The sequence below is a fragment of the Enterococcus sp. DIV1206 genome, assembly GCF_051712485.1.
GTDB classification, from domain to species: domain Bacteria; phylum Bacillota; class Bacilli; order Lactobacillales; family Enterococcaceae; genus Enterococcus; species Enterococcus faecalis.
Genome location: NZ_JBIOOZ010000001.1, coordinates 2,750,581 through 2,766,538, shown reverse-complemented (window position 1 = coordinate 2,766,538; position 15,958 = coordinate 2,750,581). Strand labels below are relative to the sequence as shown.

The following is a 15,958-nucleotide window of genomic DNA, read 5'->3' as shown; positions in this document are numbered from 1 at the left end:
TTCCTCCTAAAAAAAGTTTTCTTCTTCATTTGATGGGTTTAATTCAACGAATTGAATTTGTGCTTCAGCAATTGCTGCTTGAATATCTTCTTTGGTTAGCTTTTCGCCTTCTTTTAAGAAAATCAGAGACAAGGCAATGGCTAAGTTGGCATTGGAAATGATAAAAACATTGTCTGGTTTTGTCGTCATGACTTCTTGAACAATTTTTTGATTGACACTACCACCATATAAATCTGTTAAAATAATAGCTTGTTCTTCTGCGCCAAGGGACTGAAGAAACGTTTGAATAATTGGCGTGTAGTCCTCAGGAGTCACATAGGCATTGATGACCGCCAGCTCTTTTCCTTTGTCTGCGAGAATATCCAAGGAACTTTGGAAGCCTTTCGCTAAGTTTCCGTGACTAGCAATTAAAAATTTTCTTTTCATTCTTTTCACCTCACTTTTATATAAAGCAAGTTCTGTGCCAAAAAAAGAGAACTCTAAATCCTTGATTTGAAAGGGTTTTAACGCTCTCGAAACTGTTTAAACAGTTTCAAGTCAAAATAAACACGTTATTCGTTGTTAGTTTGTTGTTGAAAAATAGCTAAGCAAAACTGTGAAATTTAATCAAAATAACCCCCGTTTTTATCGAGAAGTGTTACAATAATACTCATGAATATTTATACATTAAGGAGAGTTACGAATGACTGATGCTCTTGTGATACAAGATTTACGCAAAGTGTACGCTTCAGGTGTTGAAGCGTTGCGGGGGATTGATTTAACAGTCGAAGAAGGCGATTTTTATGCTCTTTTGGGACCGAATGGCGCAGGAAAATCAACGACGATTGGGATTGTGACCTCGTTAGTTAATAAGACTTCGGGGAAAGTCAAAATTTTTGGGTATGATTTAGATACGGAGATGGTGCGGGCGAAGCAACAGATTGGGTTAGTGCCGCAGGAGTTTAACTTCAATCCGTTTGAAACGGTCCAGCAGATTGTGGTCAATCAAGCGGGCTATTATGGGGTGTCTCGTAAAGAAGCCATGAAACGGAGTGAAAAGTATTTAAAACAATCCAATTTATGGGAAAAACGGAACGAGCGGGCTCGGATGCTTTCTGGCGGAATGAAACGTCGCTTGATGATTGCTCGCGCGCTGATGCATGAGCCGAAGTTATTGATTTTAGATGAACCAACTGCAGGTGTCGATATTGAATTGCGCCGTGAAATGTGGGCCTTTTTACAAGAGTTAAATGCGCAGGGAACCACGATTATTTTGACGACCCATTACTTAGAAGAAGCTGAGATGTTGTGTCGCAACATTGGGATTATTCAGTCTGGTGAATTGATTGAAAACACCAGCATGAAGCACTTGTTAGCAAAATTACAATTTGAAACGTTTATTTTTGATTTAGCACCTTATACGCAGGCGCCAGTTATTGAAGGCTATCAAAGTGTGTTTGAGGACGAGTTAACGTTAGCGGTGGAAGTGGAACGAAACCAAGGAGTCAATCACTTGTTTGAACAGCTAAGTCAACAAGGAATCAAAGTATTGTCAATGCGGAATAAGTCCAACCGTTTGGAAGAGCTCTTCTTGAAGATTACCGAGGATACGTACCAAAGGGAGGATCAACATGTTTAGTCTGTATTTTACTGCTTTAAAAAGTTTAGCTGTGAAGGAAACCAACCGTTATTTACGGATTTGGGTCCAAACACTGGTACCGCCAGTGATTACGACGTCCTTATATTTTGTGATTTTTGGGAAAATGATTGGCGGGCGAATTGGCGACATGGGCGGTTTTTCTTATATGGAATTTATCGTGCCAGGTTTAATTATGATGTCAGCCATTACAAGCTCGTACGCCAATGTTTCATCTTCCTTTTTCTCACAAAAATTCCAGAAAAATATCGAAGAAATTCTCGTGGCGCCAGTTCCAACTCATGTGATTATTTGGGGATTTGTGATTGGTGGCGTTGGTCGTAGTATTTTGGTCGGTGCGTTAGTCACCATCATTTCTCTATTTTTTGTCCCATTGCACGTTGTTTCTTGGCTGATGGTCATCATGACTTTATTGATGACAGCGATTCTTTTTTCTTTAGCTGGTTTGTTAAATGGTATTTTTGCGCAATCCTATGATGATGTATCGATTGTGCCGACCTTTGTGTTACAGCCTTTAACCTATTTGGGTGGGGTTTTCTATGCCATTTCCATGTTGCCGCCATTTTGGCAAGCTGTCTCAAAAGTTAATCCGATTGTTTACATGATTTCTGGGTTCCGCTACGGTTTCCTAGGGGTTCAAGATGTGCCAATTGGTATTTCTATGACCATTTTAATCTTATTTATTGTCGTTTTATATGGCATTTGTTGGTACCTTGTAGAAACAGGGCGTGGCTTACGTAGTTAAGCCGTAAAAAGATTAAACTGTCTGAATCACTCATTCTAGCGAGCAGATTCAGACAGTTTTCTTGTTTCTAAGTATGCCTTTTTTGATTCTTCGTGCATTTCCCTGTATAATAGCAATGTTTCGCACCAGAATATGTCGACAATTGTCGTTGAAAATAAAGAAAAAATCAGAAACGGAGTATATGAAGATGAGCAAGAATTTTTGGGCAACATTGCCAAAGCCCTTTTTTGTTTTAGCACCAATGGAAGATGTCACTGATGTGGTCTTTCGTCATGTCGTGAAAGAAGCTGGGGCACCAGATGTGTTTTTTACAGAGTTTACTAATTCAGATAGTTATTGTCATCCTGAAGGGAAAGACAGTGTGCGCGGGCGCCTCGTTTTTACAGAAGATGAACAGCCGATGGTGGCACATATTTGGGGAGATAAACCGGAATTTTTCCGTGAAATGAGTATCGGCATAGCGGAGATGGGCTTTCAAGGATTAGATATAAATATGGGCTGTCCTGTGCCTAACGTGGCTGAGCGTGGAAAAGGCAGCGGGCTGATTTTGCGCCCAGAAGTTGCGGCTGAATTGATTGACGCCGCCAAAGCAGGTGGCTTACCTGTTAGTGTCAAAACACGCATTGGGTTTACTGAAATGGCGGAAATGGAGGCGTGGATCACGCATTTATTAGAGCAAGACATTGCGAATCTATCCATTCATTTGCGAACACGAAAAGAGATGAGCAAAGTGGATGCCCATTGGGAGGTCATTCCGCAAATTATGGCTATTCGGGACCGTGTCGCACCGCAAACGACAATTACGATTAATGGGGACATTCCAGATCGTCAAAAGGGCCTAGAATTAGCAGAACAATATGGTGTAGATGGCATCATGATTGGTCGGGGGATTTTTAAAAATCCTTATGCCTTTGAAAAAGAACCCAAAACACATACGCCACAAGAATTACTGGGCTTGCTACGTTTACAATTGGATTTGCAAGACAAATATGCAGAATTGGTGCCTCGCTCCATTGTTGGGCTGCATCGCTTCTTTAAAATTTATGTTAAAGGCTTTCCAGGTGCCAGTGATTTAAGAGCACAATTAATGAATACAAAATCAACGGATGAAGTGCGCCAGTTGTTAGCGACGTTTGAAGCAGAACATGGTGTGCTTGACTAAATAAAAAAAGAGAGGAGGCAGCATTTTAGCTAATGCTACCTCCTCTCTTTTGAATGCTTAATGCGCAATCATTTCTTGGGCAATTTCTTGTTTGCTTAAGTCGTTTGGATAATACGTTGGCCAGTTGTCCATTTCATTGAACAGACTTTCTTGGCTATCGCCGCCGAAGAAGATGTGGAAATGAGCGGCTTTCGTTGGTGCGATGTTGTGGTCGCTAAATTGGACGTATTTAAACCGCCCAGCATTGGCATCGTCTGTTTCAAAAAGGAACCGGACGCCACGGTTGCCTTTTGCATAGTTTAAAATTTTATAACCGGCTGCTTTATAGGTGAATTTTTGTGGTTTGCCATTGACCAGAAATTCAATGGTGGAATCAGTGATGTTGATGTGGTCGACATCGGTTTGATAGCCGGCATCATAGTAGGTTTTGTATTCGGCTGGTGTTTTATCTTTTTTCAGTTTCGCTTTGTAATCGAAGACTTGGTCTAATGTGCCATCTTTTAATAAAGGATAGACGGATTGCCAATTTCCAGCGTAATCTGTCAGTGTTCTCTCAGCCACCTCACTGTCTTTGAAATAGCCGTTAGCCACGGTTTTTTCTGTTTTTTCAGAGGTTTCTGGCTGAACCTCTTTCCCGGCTGTATCTGTTGTTTTTTTCAAAGCAGTTAAGTTTTCTTTCATTACAGAAAGATAATCTTCGCCATTGTCCATTTGTTTTTGTGTCAAACTTTCTAGCGGGTTTAGGACTTCCAATTGAACATTTGCTTCGTCAGCTAACGTTTTAGCAATTTTATCGTTGGCATTTTTTTCAAAATAAATATAGCGAATTTGATTGTCTGTGACATATTTTTTCAACTCTGCCAAGCGCCCTGCGGTTGGCTCTTGTTCAGGTGTTAAACCAGCTATTGGCACTTGTTTTAAGCCGTAATCTAAGGCAAGATAACCAAATGCAGCATGTTGGGTAACAAAACTTTTTTGCTTAGCGTCTTTCAAAGCTGTTTGGAACTCTTTGTCTAAGGCTGTTAATTTTGTTAAGTATTTTTCTGCGTTTGTTTCAAATGTTTTGGCTTTTTTAGGGTAAAGTTTGACTAATTGTTCTTTGATGTTTGTGACTTCTTGGATGGCACGATGAGGCGAAACCCAAGTATGCGGGTCTAATTCATGGTGGTGGCCTTCTTCGCCATGTTCGTGGTCATGGTCGTGTCCGTCTTCGTCACTGCCGGGAAGTAAGACCATGTTTTCGGTACCTTTAATGACGTTCGGGGCTCCTTTTTTCCAGCCTTTAGCAGCTTTTGGTACCCAAGATTCCATATTTTCATTGTGGTAAACGAAAACATCCGCATCATGGATGGTAGCCATATCTTTGGCGGATGGTTCATAATCGTGAGGTTCAGAACCAGCAGGGATTAACAATTTGACGTCTCCTTCATCGCCTACAATATTTTTAGTGAAATCGTACATAGGATAAAAAGTCGTGACAATGGATAGTTTTTCTTTACCGTCAGCGGTTTTATCAGAGGTGTTTGTTTTGCCGCAAGCGCCGAAAAGGATTAGCGATAAGGCGGCTAACAGGGGAAGAGTAAATTTTTTCATAGGTGTGCTCCTTTAGTGAATTACGCAATTTTCTTTTGTTTATTGCGCTTATGTTCTTTAATGATTTTAAGTGCGCGTTTTCGTGTTTTGATGTTGGGACTTTTCAGTCGACGATAAGCGCTAGATAAGTCAGTTTTTTCCATTATATATAGGACCTCCATTTCGTAAAAAATAATTTACGGAGTAGCTATTTTGTTGAGGGTTTGAAAGGTTTCTTGAATTTTTTTGTCTCTAATTCTTTGCCAATCAGAACAATTGTCGTTTCTTGAGGGGGTTGATTCGTCATTTGAAAGGCCACTTGCTGGTTGACGCCTTGCATGGCAATGGCCAAGTCATGCTCCTGTAAGGCGAGAATCCCTTTGAAACGGTATAACTTTTCCTGATGTGTATACATTAACCAATCAAGCCAACGAGTGAAAAGAGGTTCGTTGAGGGCTGAGGACGCCGTTAGCGTGAGGGAGTGAAAGGTATGGTGATGATGCTCGTGGGCGTGCTCATGCGGGGAATGAGTCATTTCGTGTTCTGTAAGTGTTGCCGTAAACTTATTTAATTGAAAAAAGTCACTAGCCAAAAGAGGCTCGTTGGCTTGAAAGGATAAAATATCAGCAAAAGGATTAATGGTACGAAGGGTTTCTTGGAACGTTGGTAGCTGAGTGCTGTCTGCTGGTTCCTTGACAGAAAAAAAGAGGCGATCTGCTAAGGCCAGTTGTTTGATGGCTTCGGCTTCTTGAAGTTGCTGTTGCCAATGATGCCCATCAACGACCGTTAAGAGACTGTCTATATAGAAATGATTTTTGATGTGCGGGGTCGTTAAAATTGTTTGAATGATTGGTTGCGGATCAGCAATGCCCGTTGTTTCTAAAATGACTTGGGCAATGGGTTGTTGTTCTTCTTGGTACACTTCTAAGATTGCTGATAAAGAGGCAAGAAGATCTCCTCGTAAGCTGCAACACATGCAACCATTATTTAATTGAATAATTCGTTCCGTGGTTTGTAAAAGTAATGCGTGGTCAACGCCTGTTTGACCAAATTCATTTTCAATAATAATAATTTCTTCTTTAGGAAACGGTGACTGCGCAAGCGCATGGTTAATTAAGGTTGTTTTTCCTGCGCCTAAAAAGCCAGAAACAATGGTGATTGGAATGCCCATCAAGTTTCCCTCCTGTTATTTGACTTCAGTGAAAAGTGCACGGCGCCGTAATTTTGGTGAATATTTTTTCAGCTGTAATTTTTCTGGTGTATTTCGTTTGTTTTTACTTGTTAAGTAAAGGCGCTCGCCAGTTTCAGCGCAAGCTAACGTAATGGTTTGGCGCATAGTGCCGTCCTCCAATTTGATTTTTTTAATTGCGTATAAAAGATAAAGGGGGCTGCGAGGTCAGCCCAAATGCGACTGTCCTCGCTAGTTGTCTTTATCGAAATAATGAGTTACCAGCTTGCTTTTTTGACGCCAGGAATCAAGCCTTGGTGAGCCAATTCACGGAAACGAATCCGAGACATGCCAAATTTACGCATGTAGCCACGTGGGCGCCCATCTGTTTGATCGCGGAGTTTTAAGCGACTTGGATGAGCATCTTTTGGCAATTTGCTAAGACCTTCATAATCGCCAGCTTCTTTTAAGGCTTGGCGAATAGGTGCATATTTTGCAATCATTGCTTGTTGTTTTTTTACTTTAGCAATTTTTGATTTTTTAGCCATAAGGCACTTCCTTTCTTTTTGGATTTATAAAATCTAAATCGTAATGGTTACGATTTGAACGGAAGTATATTATCAGGTGTTGCGTTGTTTGTCAAGTGAGAATTTCGTTTTTTTTAGGACTTGCTAAGTTGAGAAGTTAGAAATGTTTGTTTTAGCGCTGTTTTGTAGTATCTTTTAAGAAAGAGTAAAAAGGAGTGAAGATGGCAATGGTAGAACGTTTGACGATTATTCGTGGTGTGGAAAAATTTGAATTACAAACGAAAACAGCGCGCTGGGTGTTAGCAAAAGAAGAGGGATATTCGCCAGTTCAAATGCTCGTTTCGGCAATTGGCGCTTGTGGGGGGTACGTGTATCAATCCGTTTTGGAAAATTCGCACATTCCCTTTGAGTTTGAAAAAATAGAAGTCACGTATTCAAGAGAAGTAGAGAGACGCGCACAACCATTAAAACAGGTGACGATTCTCTTTTATGTGTCTGTTCCAGAAGCCTTTCAAGCACGGGCGACACGGTGTTTGAAGCTTGTCTCCCCAAACTGTCCAGTGATTCAATCATTAGCTGAAAGAATTACTGTCGAAGAAACAGTTGTATTTAAAAAGTAAACCATTAGAGACATTATCGTTACGAGCGCTTTTCCCTTTTTGGATGCCTCGTTTCTGAGAATGTCTTTTTTTAGAGGAGCGTAGGGAAATAGCTGTAGAAACAGGAAATTTTTAATTCATTTGTACAAAATAATACAGACAAAAAACAGATAGTGTTTTTTTCACAAATAAAAAGGTTGCTTTTTTTTCTGTTTTAGTAGATGATGTAAGTAGTTACATCTCTGGTATAACGCTGTTTTGCGAAACGTGTGTTATTTTTTAATTCGTAATAGTTTTTTTAAATCGTTTCACAGAATTACTTTAATTGTTATACAGTTTTTTTAGTTGTTATAGTTTGTTTGTCGGCCTTTAGGAGGTAATCATGATTGAGTTAGTGAATGTGTCGAAAGTCTATCAAGAGACACACGCGTTAAAAAATATTCACTTTTCTGTCCAACCAGGAGAAATCGTTGGGATTGTTGGGAAAAGTGGCTCTGGCAAGTCCACGTTGTTACGTTTGTTGAATTTAATGGAACAACCGAGTGAAGGGGAGATTCGTATTGATGGTAGAAATGTTCAAACCTTCTCTAAAAAAGAAGTTCGCCAGCAGCAACAACAAATGGGGATGGTGTTTCAGCATTACAATTTGTTAGAAAATTTGAAAATTTATGATAATGTTGCGTTGCCTTTGAAACTTTTAAAAGAGAAACAGCCTGAAAAAATTGAGCGTTTATTAACGTTTGTTGATATGGCCCATAAGGCAGAAGCGTATCCTGCTCAGCTTTCTGGTGGGGAAAAACAGCGTGTCTCTATTGCTCGAGCGTTGAGCCGTAATCCAAAATGGTTATTATGTGACGAGGCAACGAGTTCATTAGATGAAGAAAATACAGAAAGTGTCGTTCGACTATTACATAAGACGCATCAGGAATTCCGACCGACTATTTTCTTTGTTAGTCACGAATTAGAAACCGTGAAGCGCTTATGTAATCGTATCTTAGTGATGGAAAAAGGTCAGTTAATTGGCGAATTTCTGAATAATCCTCAGCAATATGAGGAAGAACCGCTTTCCTATTTAGAAAAAGTGGAAAGGAGTTTGCGTCCATGACTTTTTCAGAAACCTTTGCCGAATATTGGCCATCTATGCTGGTTGGTTTAAAAGAAACAGGGATTATGATGTCGATTTCGATGGCTATCTGTTTGCTTGTCGGCTTGCCTTTAGGATTAGGACTATTTTTGGCTAATCCGAAAGTCAAAGGGCATCAACCTTGGCTGTATTGGGTTTTAAATTTCATTGTAACTGTTATTCGCTCGTTTCCTTATTTATTATTTGTGATTGCGTTGATTCCAGTCACTCGTTCTGTTTTAGGAAAGGCATTTGGCCCAATTCCTTCATCTGTGCCATTGAGTATTGTTGCGATCGCGATTTTTGCTCGCTTGGTTGAACAAGTGCTGTTGGATGTTCCAGAAGAAATTTATTTTTTAGCTAATTCGTTAGGTACCTCGAAAGTCCAATACATTTGGCACTTTTTATTGGTGGAAGCACGTAGCGGATTGGTTCTTGCTTACACAACCACGACAGTGAGTATGGTTTCATATTCCACGGTGATGGGTGTTGTTGGTGGCGGCGGGATTGGCGATTTTGCAGTTCGTGTCGGGTATCAACGGTATGAATACGGTATTATGTATGTTGCCATTGTGATTATGATTGCACTGGTCTTCATTTTACAAATGCTTGGGAACTTCATTGCCCAAAAACTAGACAAAAGAAAGTAGGAGGACAAAAGAATGAAGAAGTTTTATTTAGCAACATTCGCTGTTATTGCAACAGTCATTTTAGCTGCCTGTGGGGGAAATAAACAAGCAGACCAGAAAGAAGATAAGGAGATTACCGTTGCCGTGCAATTGGAATCTTCAAAAGATATCTTGGAGATTGCCAAGAAAGAAGCTGAGAAAAAAGGGTACAAAATTAACATTATGGAAGTGAGCGACAATGTTGCCTACAACGATGCCGTGCAACATGACGAAGCGGATGCTAATTTTGCGCAACATCAACCTTTCATGGAAATGTTTAACAAAGAGAAAAAAGCTGATTTAGTGGCTGTGCAACCGATTTATTATTTTGCTGGTGGTTTCTATTCAAAAGAATATCAAGATGCGAAAGATTTACCTGAAAATGCCAAAGTGGGGATTCCTAGCGATCCAACCAATGAAGGTCGTGCTTTAGCAATTTTAAATGCAAACGGCGTGATTAAATTAAAAGAAGGTGTCGGCTTTAACGGCACGGTGGAAGATGTCGTGGAAAATCCTAAAAACATCACTTTTGAAAGCATTGATTTACTGAATTTAGCTAAAGCCTATGATGAAAAAGACATCGCTATGGTGTTCTGCTACCCAGCCTACTTAGAACCTGCTGGTTTAACAACGAAAGATGCGATTTTGTTAGAAGATGAAGAAGCAAGTAAACATTACGCATTGCAAGTTGTGACACGTAAAGGCGAAAAAGATAGCGAAAAAATCAAGGTTTTAAAAGAAGCGATGACAACAAAAGAAGTTGCTGAATACATCAAGAAAAATTCTAAAGGCGCTAATATTCCTGCGTTTTAATGAATAGAAAAAATGAAGCCTCTTTTTTGAGAAGCTTCATTTTTTTCTTTTCTTTGATTTATAGTATAGTTAATAGGAAGGAGGTGCCGGTGTGGTCGAATTATTTATTTTAATGATGGAACGGGTGGGCTTAATTATTTTACTGGCCTTTCTTTTAGTGAATGTGCCTTATTTTAAGCGTGTTTTATTAAGTCGTGAAAAAATGTCTTCAAAAGTTCAGTTGATTTTGATTTTTGGTTTATTTGCTATTATTTCTAATTTTACAGGTATCGAAATCGCTAAGAATCAGATTGTTCCCAATAATTTACTAACCTATTTAAGCAGCAATGCTTCCATTGCGAATACGCGTACGTTAGTAATTGGCGTTTCTGGATTAGTGGGTGGTCCGATTGTCGGCAGTACGGTTGGTTTAATTGCTGGCTTTCATCGGGTTATTCAAGGCGGGGGGCATAGTTTCTTTTATGTGCCTGCTTCTTTAATTGTTGGCTTAATTGCTGGTTTTTTAGGGAGCCGCATGGCAAAGCAAACCGTTTTTCCGTCTGCCGGCTTTTCTGCCATTGTCGGAGCGTGTATGGAAATGATTCAGATGATGTTTATTTTCTTTTTCAGCGGTGATCTATCGGATGGAGCCACGTTGGTTCGTTTTATTGCGCTGCCGATGATTTTGTTAAATAGCGTAGGAACGTTCATTTTTATGTCGATTCTAACGACGACATTGAAACAAGAAGAGCAGGCCAAAGCGGTTCAGACGCACGATGTTTTGGAATTAGCAGCGGAAACACTGCCATATTTTCGAGAAGGACTCAATAAAAATTCCAGCAAAAAAGTTGCGGAGATTATTAAGCATTATACAAAAGTCAGTGCGATTAGCATGACAAACAGTCATCAAATTTTAGCTCATGTTGGCGCAGGAAGCGACCATCATATTCCAGAGCTAGAAGTCATTACAGAGCTTTCTCGGGAAGTGTTACGGACGGGCCGAATGACCATCGCACATGCCAAAGAAGAAGTTGGTTGTTCGGACCCTAATTGTCCGTTGCAAGCGGCGATTGTGATTCCATTATTTTCCCATCAGCAAATTGTTGGCACCTTAAAAATGTATTTTACGGATCCAGCGCAGTTAACGCATGTCGAGGAGCAGTTAGCAGAAGGTCTTGGGACAATTTTTTCTTCACAAATTGAATTAGGTGAAGCGGAAGTACAATCAAAATTACTTAAAGAAGCTGAAATTAAATCCTTGCAAGCGCAAGTGAACCCACATTTCTTCTTTAATGCCATCAATACTATTTCCGCATTAATGCGGAAAGACAGTGAAAAAGCGCGGAAACTATTGCTCCAATTAAGTAAATACTTTCGAGGCAACTTACAGGGAGCCGTGCAAACTACGATCCCAGTTTCACAAGAACTAGAACAAGTAAAAGCCTATTTGTCATTAGAACAAGCACGGTTTCCGAATCGTTATCAAGTAACATTTGACGTGGAAGAAGCGGTTGCTTCAGAAAAAGTACCGCCGTATGCGATTCAGGTGTTAGTGGAAAATACCATCAAGCATGCATTTGGCAGCCGGAAGGAGAACAATCAAGTTCGGGTAGTGGTCAAAGCAAAACAACATAAATTACATGTGGATGTGTATGACAATGGGCAAGGGATTCCCGAAGAACGCCGCTTGCTATTAGGAAAGACGACAGTGACTTCGGAAAAAGGCACCGGCACGGCACTGGAAAACTTGTCCCGCAGAATGGCGAACCTTTATGGATCAGAAGGTTGTTTTTTAATTGAAAATTTAGAGACAGGCGGGAGCCATGTTCATTTAGAAATCCCGATGGAACAGGAGGAATTAGATGCACGTATTAATCGTTGATGATGAGCCCTTAGCACGAGAAGAATTGAGCTATCTTGTTTCCCAACATCCGCAAGTGACGAGCGTTGCAGAAGCGGATTCTGTGGCGGAGGCAATGGAAGAGATGATGGATCAAAAGCCAGATTTGTTATTTTTAGATATTCATTTGACCGATGAAAGCGGGTTTGATTTAGCGGAAAAATTAACCCATCTTAAAAAAGCGCCCTACTTGGTCTTTGCAACCGCCTATGATCAATATGCGTTAAAGGCCTTTCAAGTGAATGCAAAAGATTATATTTTGAAACCTTTTGAAGAAGAAAAAATAACACAAGTCATTGAAAAAGCATCGAAAGAAATGGCTCAAGCTGTCCCAGAAAACACTGCCGAAAAAGGACCAAAATCTGAAGCAATACCTATTCAAGGGGAAGACCGCATTTATCTTGTGGCGCCAGAAGATATTTACCTCGTTTCTGTTGAAGAACGGCAACTGAGCATTTTTGTGGATCAACAAATTTATAAGATGACAGGGACCCTCAACAGTATCGAACAAAAATTACCTGCCACGCTCTTTATTAAAACGCACCGAAGTTTCATCTTGAATCGAACAAAAATTCAAGAAATTCAGCCGTGGTTTAATAACACGTTGCAAGTAATTTTAACCAACGGCTCAAAAGTACCTGTTAGCCGTTCATATGTCAAAGAATTTAAAGAAAAACTTGGCTTAAGTTAAAAAATCACCACTTGAAATGTCGAATGCATTTCAAGTGGTGATTTTTGCATTTGGTGAAGAAATTCTGGCATTTCATGAAAAAAAGCCCTTAAAAAAACGTTTTCTTTATATACTTAACCCATAGAAAACAGACAAAAGGGAGCGAAGAAGAATGGAAAAGAAAGTATATTCATTTTTACAACAAGCAGCAGTTTTTGCCATTATTATGTTAATCGCCAACGGCTTGGCGTTCATTTCCCCAATACCAATGCCTGCTTCAGTAATTGGCATGGTGTTATTGTTCATTGGTTTATGTACAAAAGTTGTTAAATTGGAGCAAGTGGAAGGGCTAGGTAATAGCTTATCAACGGTTATTACATTTTTATTTGTTCCTTCAGGGATTTCCTTAGTTAATTCTTTAGGGATTATGCAACAATTTGGCGTTCAAATTGTTTTTGTTATTTTAGTAGCAACATTAGCGTTACTAGCAACGACTGGTTGGACGGGCGCCTTTTTATTGCATATGAAAGATGCTCGAAAAGAAAAAGAACCCGCAGCAACGAAGAAAGCGAAAGGAGAGGTTCGCGCATGAATCCGTATGTTGGCATTATTATTTCATTAGCTGTATTTGGCATAGGTACTTGGTTGTTTAAAAAAAGCAAAGGTTTCTTCTTATTTACGCCATTATTCGTTGCGATGATTTTAGGCGTTGTCGTTTTAAAAGTAACAGGAATTAGTTACGAGCAATACAATGAAGGTGGCAAATATATCAGCTTCTTTCTAGAACCTGCGACAGTAGCGTTTGCGATTCCTTTATATAAAAAGAGAGACGTGTTGAAAAAATATTGGTTAGAAATTTTAACGGCGTTAACAATTGGTTCTTTTGGTTCGTTAGTGGCTGTTTATTTTGCAGGAAAAGTGATTGGCATGGATAATCATTTAGTGGCCTCAATCTTACCACAAGCTGCTACAACAGCGATTGCCGTACCTATTTCTCAAACTGTTGGCGGCATTGCTTCTATTACGGCGTTTACCGTAATCTTCAATGGTGTACTAACCTATGCCTTGGGTCGAATTGCATTGAAATGGTTTAAGATTAACAATCCAATCGCCAAAGGTTTAGCTTTAGGTGCGGCCGGACATGCCCTAGGTGTGGCAGTTGGCATGGAAATGGGTGAAACAGAGGCTGCTATGGCTAGTATTTCTGTCGTAGTGGTTGGCGTAGTTACTGTTTTAGTAGTTCCTTTCTTTGCAACGGTCATTGGTCTATAAAAAAGTGAGGAATCCCACTTTTTTATGAGTAGCTAATTTCTATCAGCTAGCAGTCTCTGCTTATTCTGTGAATGCTAGTTATCACTAATCCGCAGGCTCGGAGTTAAAATGAGTGTAAAAAAGCCAACCTTATCCATAGTAAGGTTGGCTTTTGTGTTGTTTACAGGATTTTTTGAGTATAGATAGGGCGCATGGAAGGATTGACCAGTCTTTTTATAGAATGGTTGCTCCTAAAGTTTGTTTAAAGTGGCGTAACGCCCATTCGTGTCCTTGTTCATCAAAACTAGCAACGGCGCGTTCAGGAATCATTAATTGATAGCCTAAATTATAGGCATCAACAGCCGTATGCAACACGCAAATATCTGTACAAACACCAGTTAAACAAAGCTCTGTAATTCCTCGTTCTCGTAACCGAATGTCCAAATCCGTGCCACTAAAAGCAGAATAGTGCCGTTTGTCCATCCAATAAACGGTTGCCTCATTTTTGTGAGCTTGATAAAAATCAGCTAGCGAGCCAAACAGATTACGCCCGTCAGTTCCTAAGACATTGTGGGGCGGGAAAAGTTTATTTTCAGGATGATAGCGATCTAGGGGGTCATGCCCATCAATGGCAAAAACCACAAAATCGCCATTGTCAAAATAGTGCTTTGTTTGTTGAACAAGGGCCGTTTCAATAGCTTGTCCAGCGGCACCAGTGGTTAGTTTTCCGTCTGTGGCGACAAAATCATTTGTATAATCAATGGAAATCAGAGCTTTCATTTGGCAACCTCCTAAAGGTTAAAGTCATTTTGTTCATTTTACAGCTTTTAAGAGGGCATTTCAAATGATAAAAGTACATCAAATTCTAAAAAAGCTGTTTCAAAATAAACGCTTTGGCTAAAAAACATGCTATAATTTTGCTACAAATTAAAGCAGGTGAATAGAGTGAAAAGAAAAATCGTACGTTTTATCCTTTGGTTGTTAGGAATCATTGTGGTTATTTGCTTAGGTGTGTTTCTCGCCTTTCAATTATCTCCTAAGCCAGGCGCTTGGGTCATCAACCAGTTATTCGCAGGCGAAGTTGAAATAAAAGATTCAGCTTCCTATGATAAAGCATTGCCCAATGTTCAATTGCAAGAAAATCAAACATACCCTTCTTCAAGAAAAAAGAATACCTTTGATTTGTATTATCCCCAAACGTCAAAACAAGCGGTACCAGTCGTTTTATGGGTCCATGGTGGTGGCTATGTGGGAGGAGATAAGTCTGGGATGAAAGAATTTGCGACACGTTTAGTGGCTGATTCCTCAGTTGCCTTTATTTCAATGAATTATGAATTAGCACCAGACGCACCTTATCCAAGCCAGCTCCAGCAGGTCAATGAACTTGTTCAATTTTTATTAGAAAAGAAACAAGCATATCCCATGTTAGATTTATCTAAGCTTTTTATTGGCGGGGACAGTGCGGGTGCACAGATTGCTCTACAATATGCAACAGTTCAAACCAATGCCAACTATGCCAAAGAACTAGGGATGACTGCAGCGTTGCCGGCTAGCCATTTAAAAGGCACACTCTCGTATTGTGGTCCGGTGGATTTGAAACAAATGGCCAACCAACAAAGTGATAATCGTTTTATGAAATTTTTCGTTAAAACAGTGGCTTGGTCCTTGCTCGGCACTAAAGACTGGCAGACGAGTGCAGAACTGCAAGAAGTGAGTTTAGTGGATAAAGTCACCAAAGAATTTCCCCCGACGTATCTAACAGATGGCAATAGTTTTTCATTCCAAGATCAAGGACTAGCCTTGGTTCAGCGGTTAAAAACTTTAAATGTTCCAGTTTCAACTCTCTTTTTCAAAGATAAGAAAGCAACAATCACCCACGAATATCAATTCGACTATCAAACAAAAGAAGCTAAACAATGTTACCAAGAAACAGTCCAGTTTGTGAATACGTATAAATAAACAGAGGCCTTAGAAATATTTCTAAGGCCTCTGTTTATTTATTTTTGTCATTTTTTTAGCTGAGAAATATGTATAAATTAAACAAAAATGTTTATTTAATGATGTTTACATGAGAAAAAATCCGTGCTATACTACGAACTCGTTTGTTAATTTTAATGTTAAAAATAACGTTTTTGTTATTTTTGT

At 39.7% G+C, this 15,958-nt stretch carries 19 protein-coding genes; 12 read left to right on the top strand and 7 right to left on the bottom strand.

Annotation, left to right across the window (positions count from 1 at the left end; genetic code table 11):
- Positions 1 to 6: 6 nt before the first annotated feature.
- The gene (locus IGK86_RS13700) at positions 7 to 426 is read right to left on the bottom strand and encodes a PTS sugar transporter subunit IIA (protein ID WP_002354802.1); all 420 of its coding nucleotides are present in this window, start codon (positions 424 to 426) and stop codon (positions 7 to 9) included.
- A gap of 256 nt (positions 427 to 682) precedes the next feature.
- Here IGK86_RS13700 and IGK86_RS13695 point away from each other — a divergent pair, with 256 nt between their 5' ends.
- The 3 genes from IGK86_RS13695 (at position 683) to IGK86_RS13685 (ending at position 3,543) form a co-directional block, all read left to right on the top strand.
- Complete coding sequence (locus IGK86_RS13695) at positions 683 to 1,618, top strand: ABC transporter ATP-binding protein (protein WP_002354809.1); 936 nt, start codon at positions 683 to 685, stop codon at positions 1,616 to 1,618.
- Complete coding sequence (locus tag IGK86_RS13690) at positions 1,611 to 2,381, top strand: ABC transporter permease (RefSeq protein ID WP_002354811.1); 771 nt, start codon at positions 1,611 to 1,613, stop codon at positions 2,379 to 2,381. The genes IGK86_RS13695 and IGK86_RS13690 overlap by 8 nt, the downstream gene beginning before the upstream one ends.
- Positions 2,382 to 2,568: 187 nt before the next feature.
- Positions 2,569 to 3,543: a tRNA dihydrouridine synthase gene (locus IGK86_RS13685; protein WP_010713692.1), complete on the top strand. Its 975-nt coding sequence runs from the start codon at positions 2,569 to 2,571 to the stop codon at positions 3,541 to 3,543.
- A 57-nt stretch (positions 3,544 to 3,600) separates the two neighbouring features.
- On the opposite strand, the gene IGK86_RS13680 is transcribed toward IGK86_RS13685, so the two are convergent.
- The 5 genes from IGK86_RS13680 to rpsN all read right to left on the bottom strand — a co-directional run bounded on the left by IGK86_RS13680 (position 3,601) and on the right by rpsN (position 6,831).
- On the bottom strand, positions 3,601 to 5,136 hold the full coding sequence (locus IGK86_RS13680; RefSeq protein WP_002398929.1) for a zinc ABC transporter substrate-binding protein AdcA: 1,536 nt from the start codon (positions 5,134 to 5,136) through the stop codon (positions 3,601 to 3,603).
- A 20-nt stretch (positions 5,137 to 5,156) separates the two neighbouring features.
- Positions 5,157 to 5,279, bottom strand: a complete 123-nt coding sequence (locus IGK86_RS13675) for a putative metal homeostasis protein (RefSeq protein WP_002383181.1) — start codon at positions 5,277 to 5,279, stop codon at positions 5,157 to 5,159.
- Between the two features lie 44 nt (positions 5,280 to 5,323).
- Positions 5,324 to 6,286, bottom strand: coding sequence for a CobW family GTP-binding protein (locus tag IGK86_RS13670; protein ID WP_156190008.1), 963 nt, complete (start codon positions 6,284 to 6,286; stop codon positions 5,324 to 5,326).
- 15 nt (positions 6,287 to 6,301) lie between these two features.
- The gene (rpmG, locus tag IGK86_RS13665) at positions 6,302 to 6,451 is read right to left on the bottom strand and encodes a 50S ribosomal protein L33 (protein WP_002354818.1); all 150 of its coding nucleotides are present in this window, start codon (positions 6,449 to 6,451) and stop codon (positions 6,302 to 6,304) included.
- A gap of 110 nt (positions 6,452 to 6,561) precedes the next feature.
- Entirely contained in the window at positions 6,562 to 6,831 is a 270-nt protein-coding gene (rpsN, locus tag IGK86_RS13660) for a 30S ribosomal protein S14 (protein ID WP_010824039.1), read from the bottom strand.
- 200 nt (positions 6,832 to 7,031) lie between these two features.
- On the opposite strand from rpsN, the gene IGK86_RS13655 reads away from it, so the two are divergent.
- The 8 genes from IGK86_RS13655 (at position 7,032) to lrgB (ending at position 13,834) form a co-directional block, all read left to right on the top strand.
- Positions 7,032 to 7,430, top strand: coding sequence for an OsmC family protein (locus tag IGK86_RS13655; protein WP_002394733.1), 399 nt, complete (start codon positions 7,032 to 7,034; stop codon positions 7,428 to 7,430).
- 361 nt (positions 7,431 to 7,791) lie between these two features.
- Positions 7,792 to 8,514: a methionine ABC transporter ATP-binding protein gene (locus IGK86_RS13650; RefSeq protein ID WP_002354824.1), complete on the top strand. Its 723-nt coding sequence runs from the start codon at positions 7,792 to 7,794 to the stop codon at positions 8,512 to 8,514.
- Positions 8,511 to 9,182 carry a methionine ABC transporter permease gene (locus IGK86_RS13645; protein ID WP_002368484.1) on the top strand — a complete coding sequence of 224 codons (672 nt, stop codon included), beginning with the start codon at positions 8,511 to 8,513 and terminating at the stop codon, positions 9,180 to 9,182. The genes IGK86_RS13650 and IGK86_RS13645 overlap by 4 nt, the downstream gene beginning before the upstream one ends.
- A 12-nt stretch (positions 9,183 to 9,194) precedes the next feature.
- Positions 9,195 to 10,013 (top strand): MetQ/NlpA family ABC transporter substrate-binding protein, encoded by an 819-nt coding sequence (locus tag IGK86_RS13640; protein WP_010776195.1) that lies wholly within the window; start codon positions 9,195 to 9,197, stop codon positions 10,011 to 10,013.
- Between the two features lie 91 nt (positions 10,014 to 10,104).
- Positions 10,105 to 11,874, top strand: a complete 1,770-nt coding sequence (locus IGK86_RS13635) for a sensor histidine kinase (RefSeq protein WP_010706971.1) — start codon at positions 10,105 to 10,107, stop codon at positions 11,872 to 11,874.
- Positions 11,855 to 12,583, top strand: a complete 729-nt coding sequence (locus IGK86_RS13630; RefSeq protein WP_002385157.1) for a LytR/AlgR family response regulator transcription factor — start codon at positions 11,855 to 11,857, stop codon at positions 12,581 to 12,583. The genes IGK86_RS13635 and IGK86_RS13630 overlap by 20 nt, the downstream gene beginning before the upstream one ends.
- A 151-nt stretch (positions 12,584 to 12,734) precedes the next feature.
- Positions 12,735 to 13,154: an antiholin-like murein hydrolase modulator LrgA gene (gene lrgA / locus IGK86_RS13625; protein WP_002354829.1), complete on the top strand. Its 420-nt coding sequence runs from the start codon at positions 12,735 to 12,737 to the stop codon at positions 13,152 to 13,154.
- Entirely contained in the window at positions 13,151 to 13,834 is a 684-nt protein-coding gene (lrgB, locus tag IGK86_RS13620; RefSeq protein ID WP_002354830.1) for an antiholin-like protein LrgB, read from the top strand. Before lrgA ends, lrgB begins: the two co-directional genes overlap by 4 nt.
- Positions 13,835 to 14,047: 213 nt before the next feature.
- Here lrgB and IGK86_RS13615 read toward each other — a convergent pair whose 3' ends face one another.
- Entirely contained in the window at positions 14,048 to 14,593 is a 546-nt protein-coding gene (locus IGK86_RS13615; RefSeq protein ID WP_002389413.1) for a cysteine hydrolase family protein, read from the bottom strand.
- Between the two features lie 165 nt (positions 14,594 to 14,758).
- Between IGK86_RS13615 and IGK86_RS13610 the strand changes: the two genes are divergently transcribed.
- A complete protein-coding gene (locus tag IGK86_RS13610) occupies positions 14,759 to 15,772 on the top strand; it encodes an alpha/beta hydrolase (RefSeq protein WP_010776194.1) in 1,014 nt (337 codons plus the stop codon).
- Positions 15,773 to 15,958 lie beyond the last annotated feature (186 nt).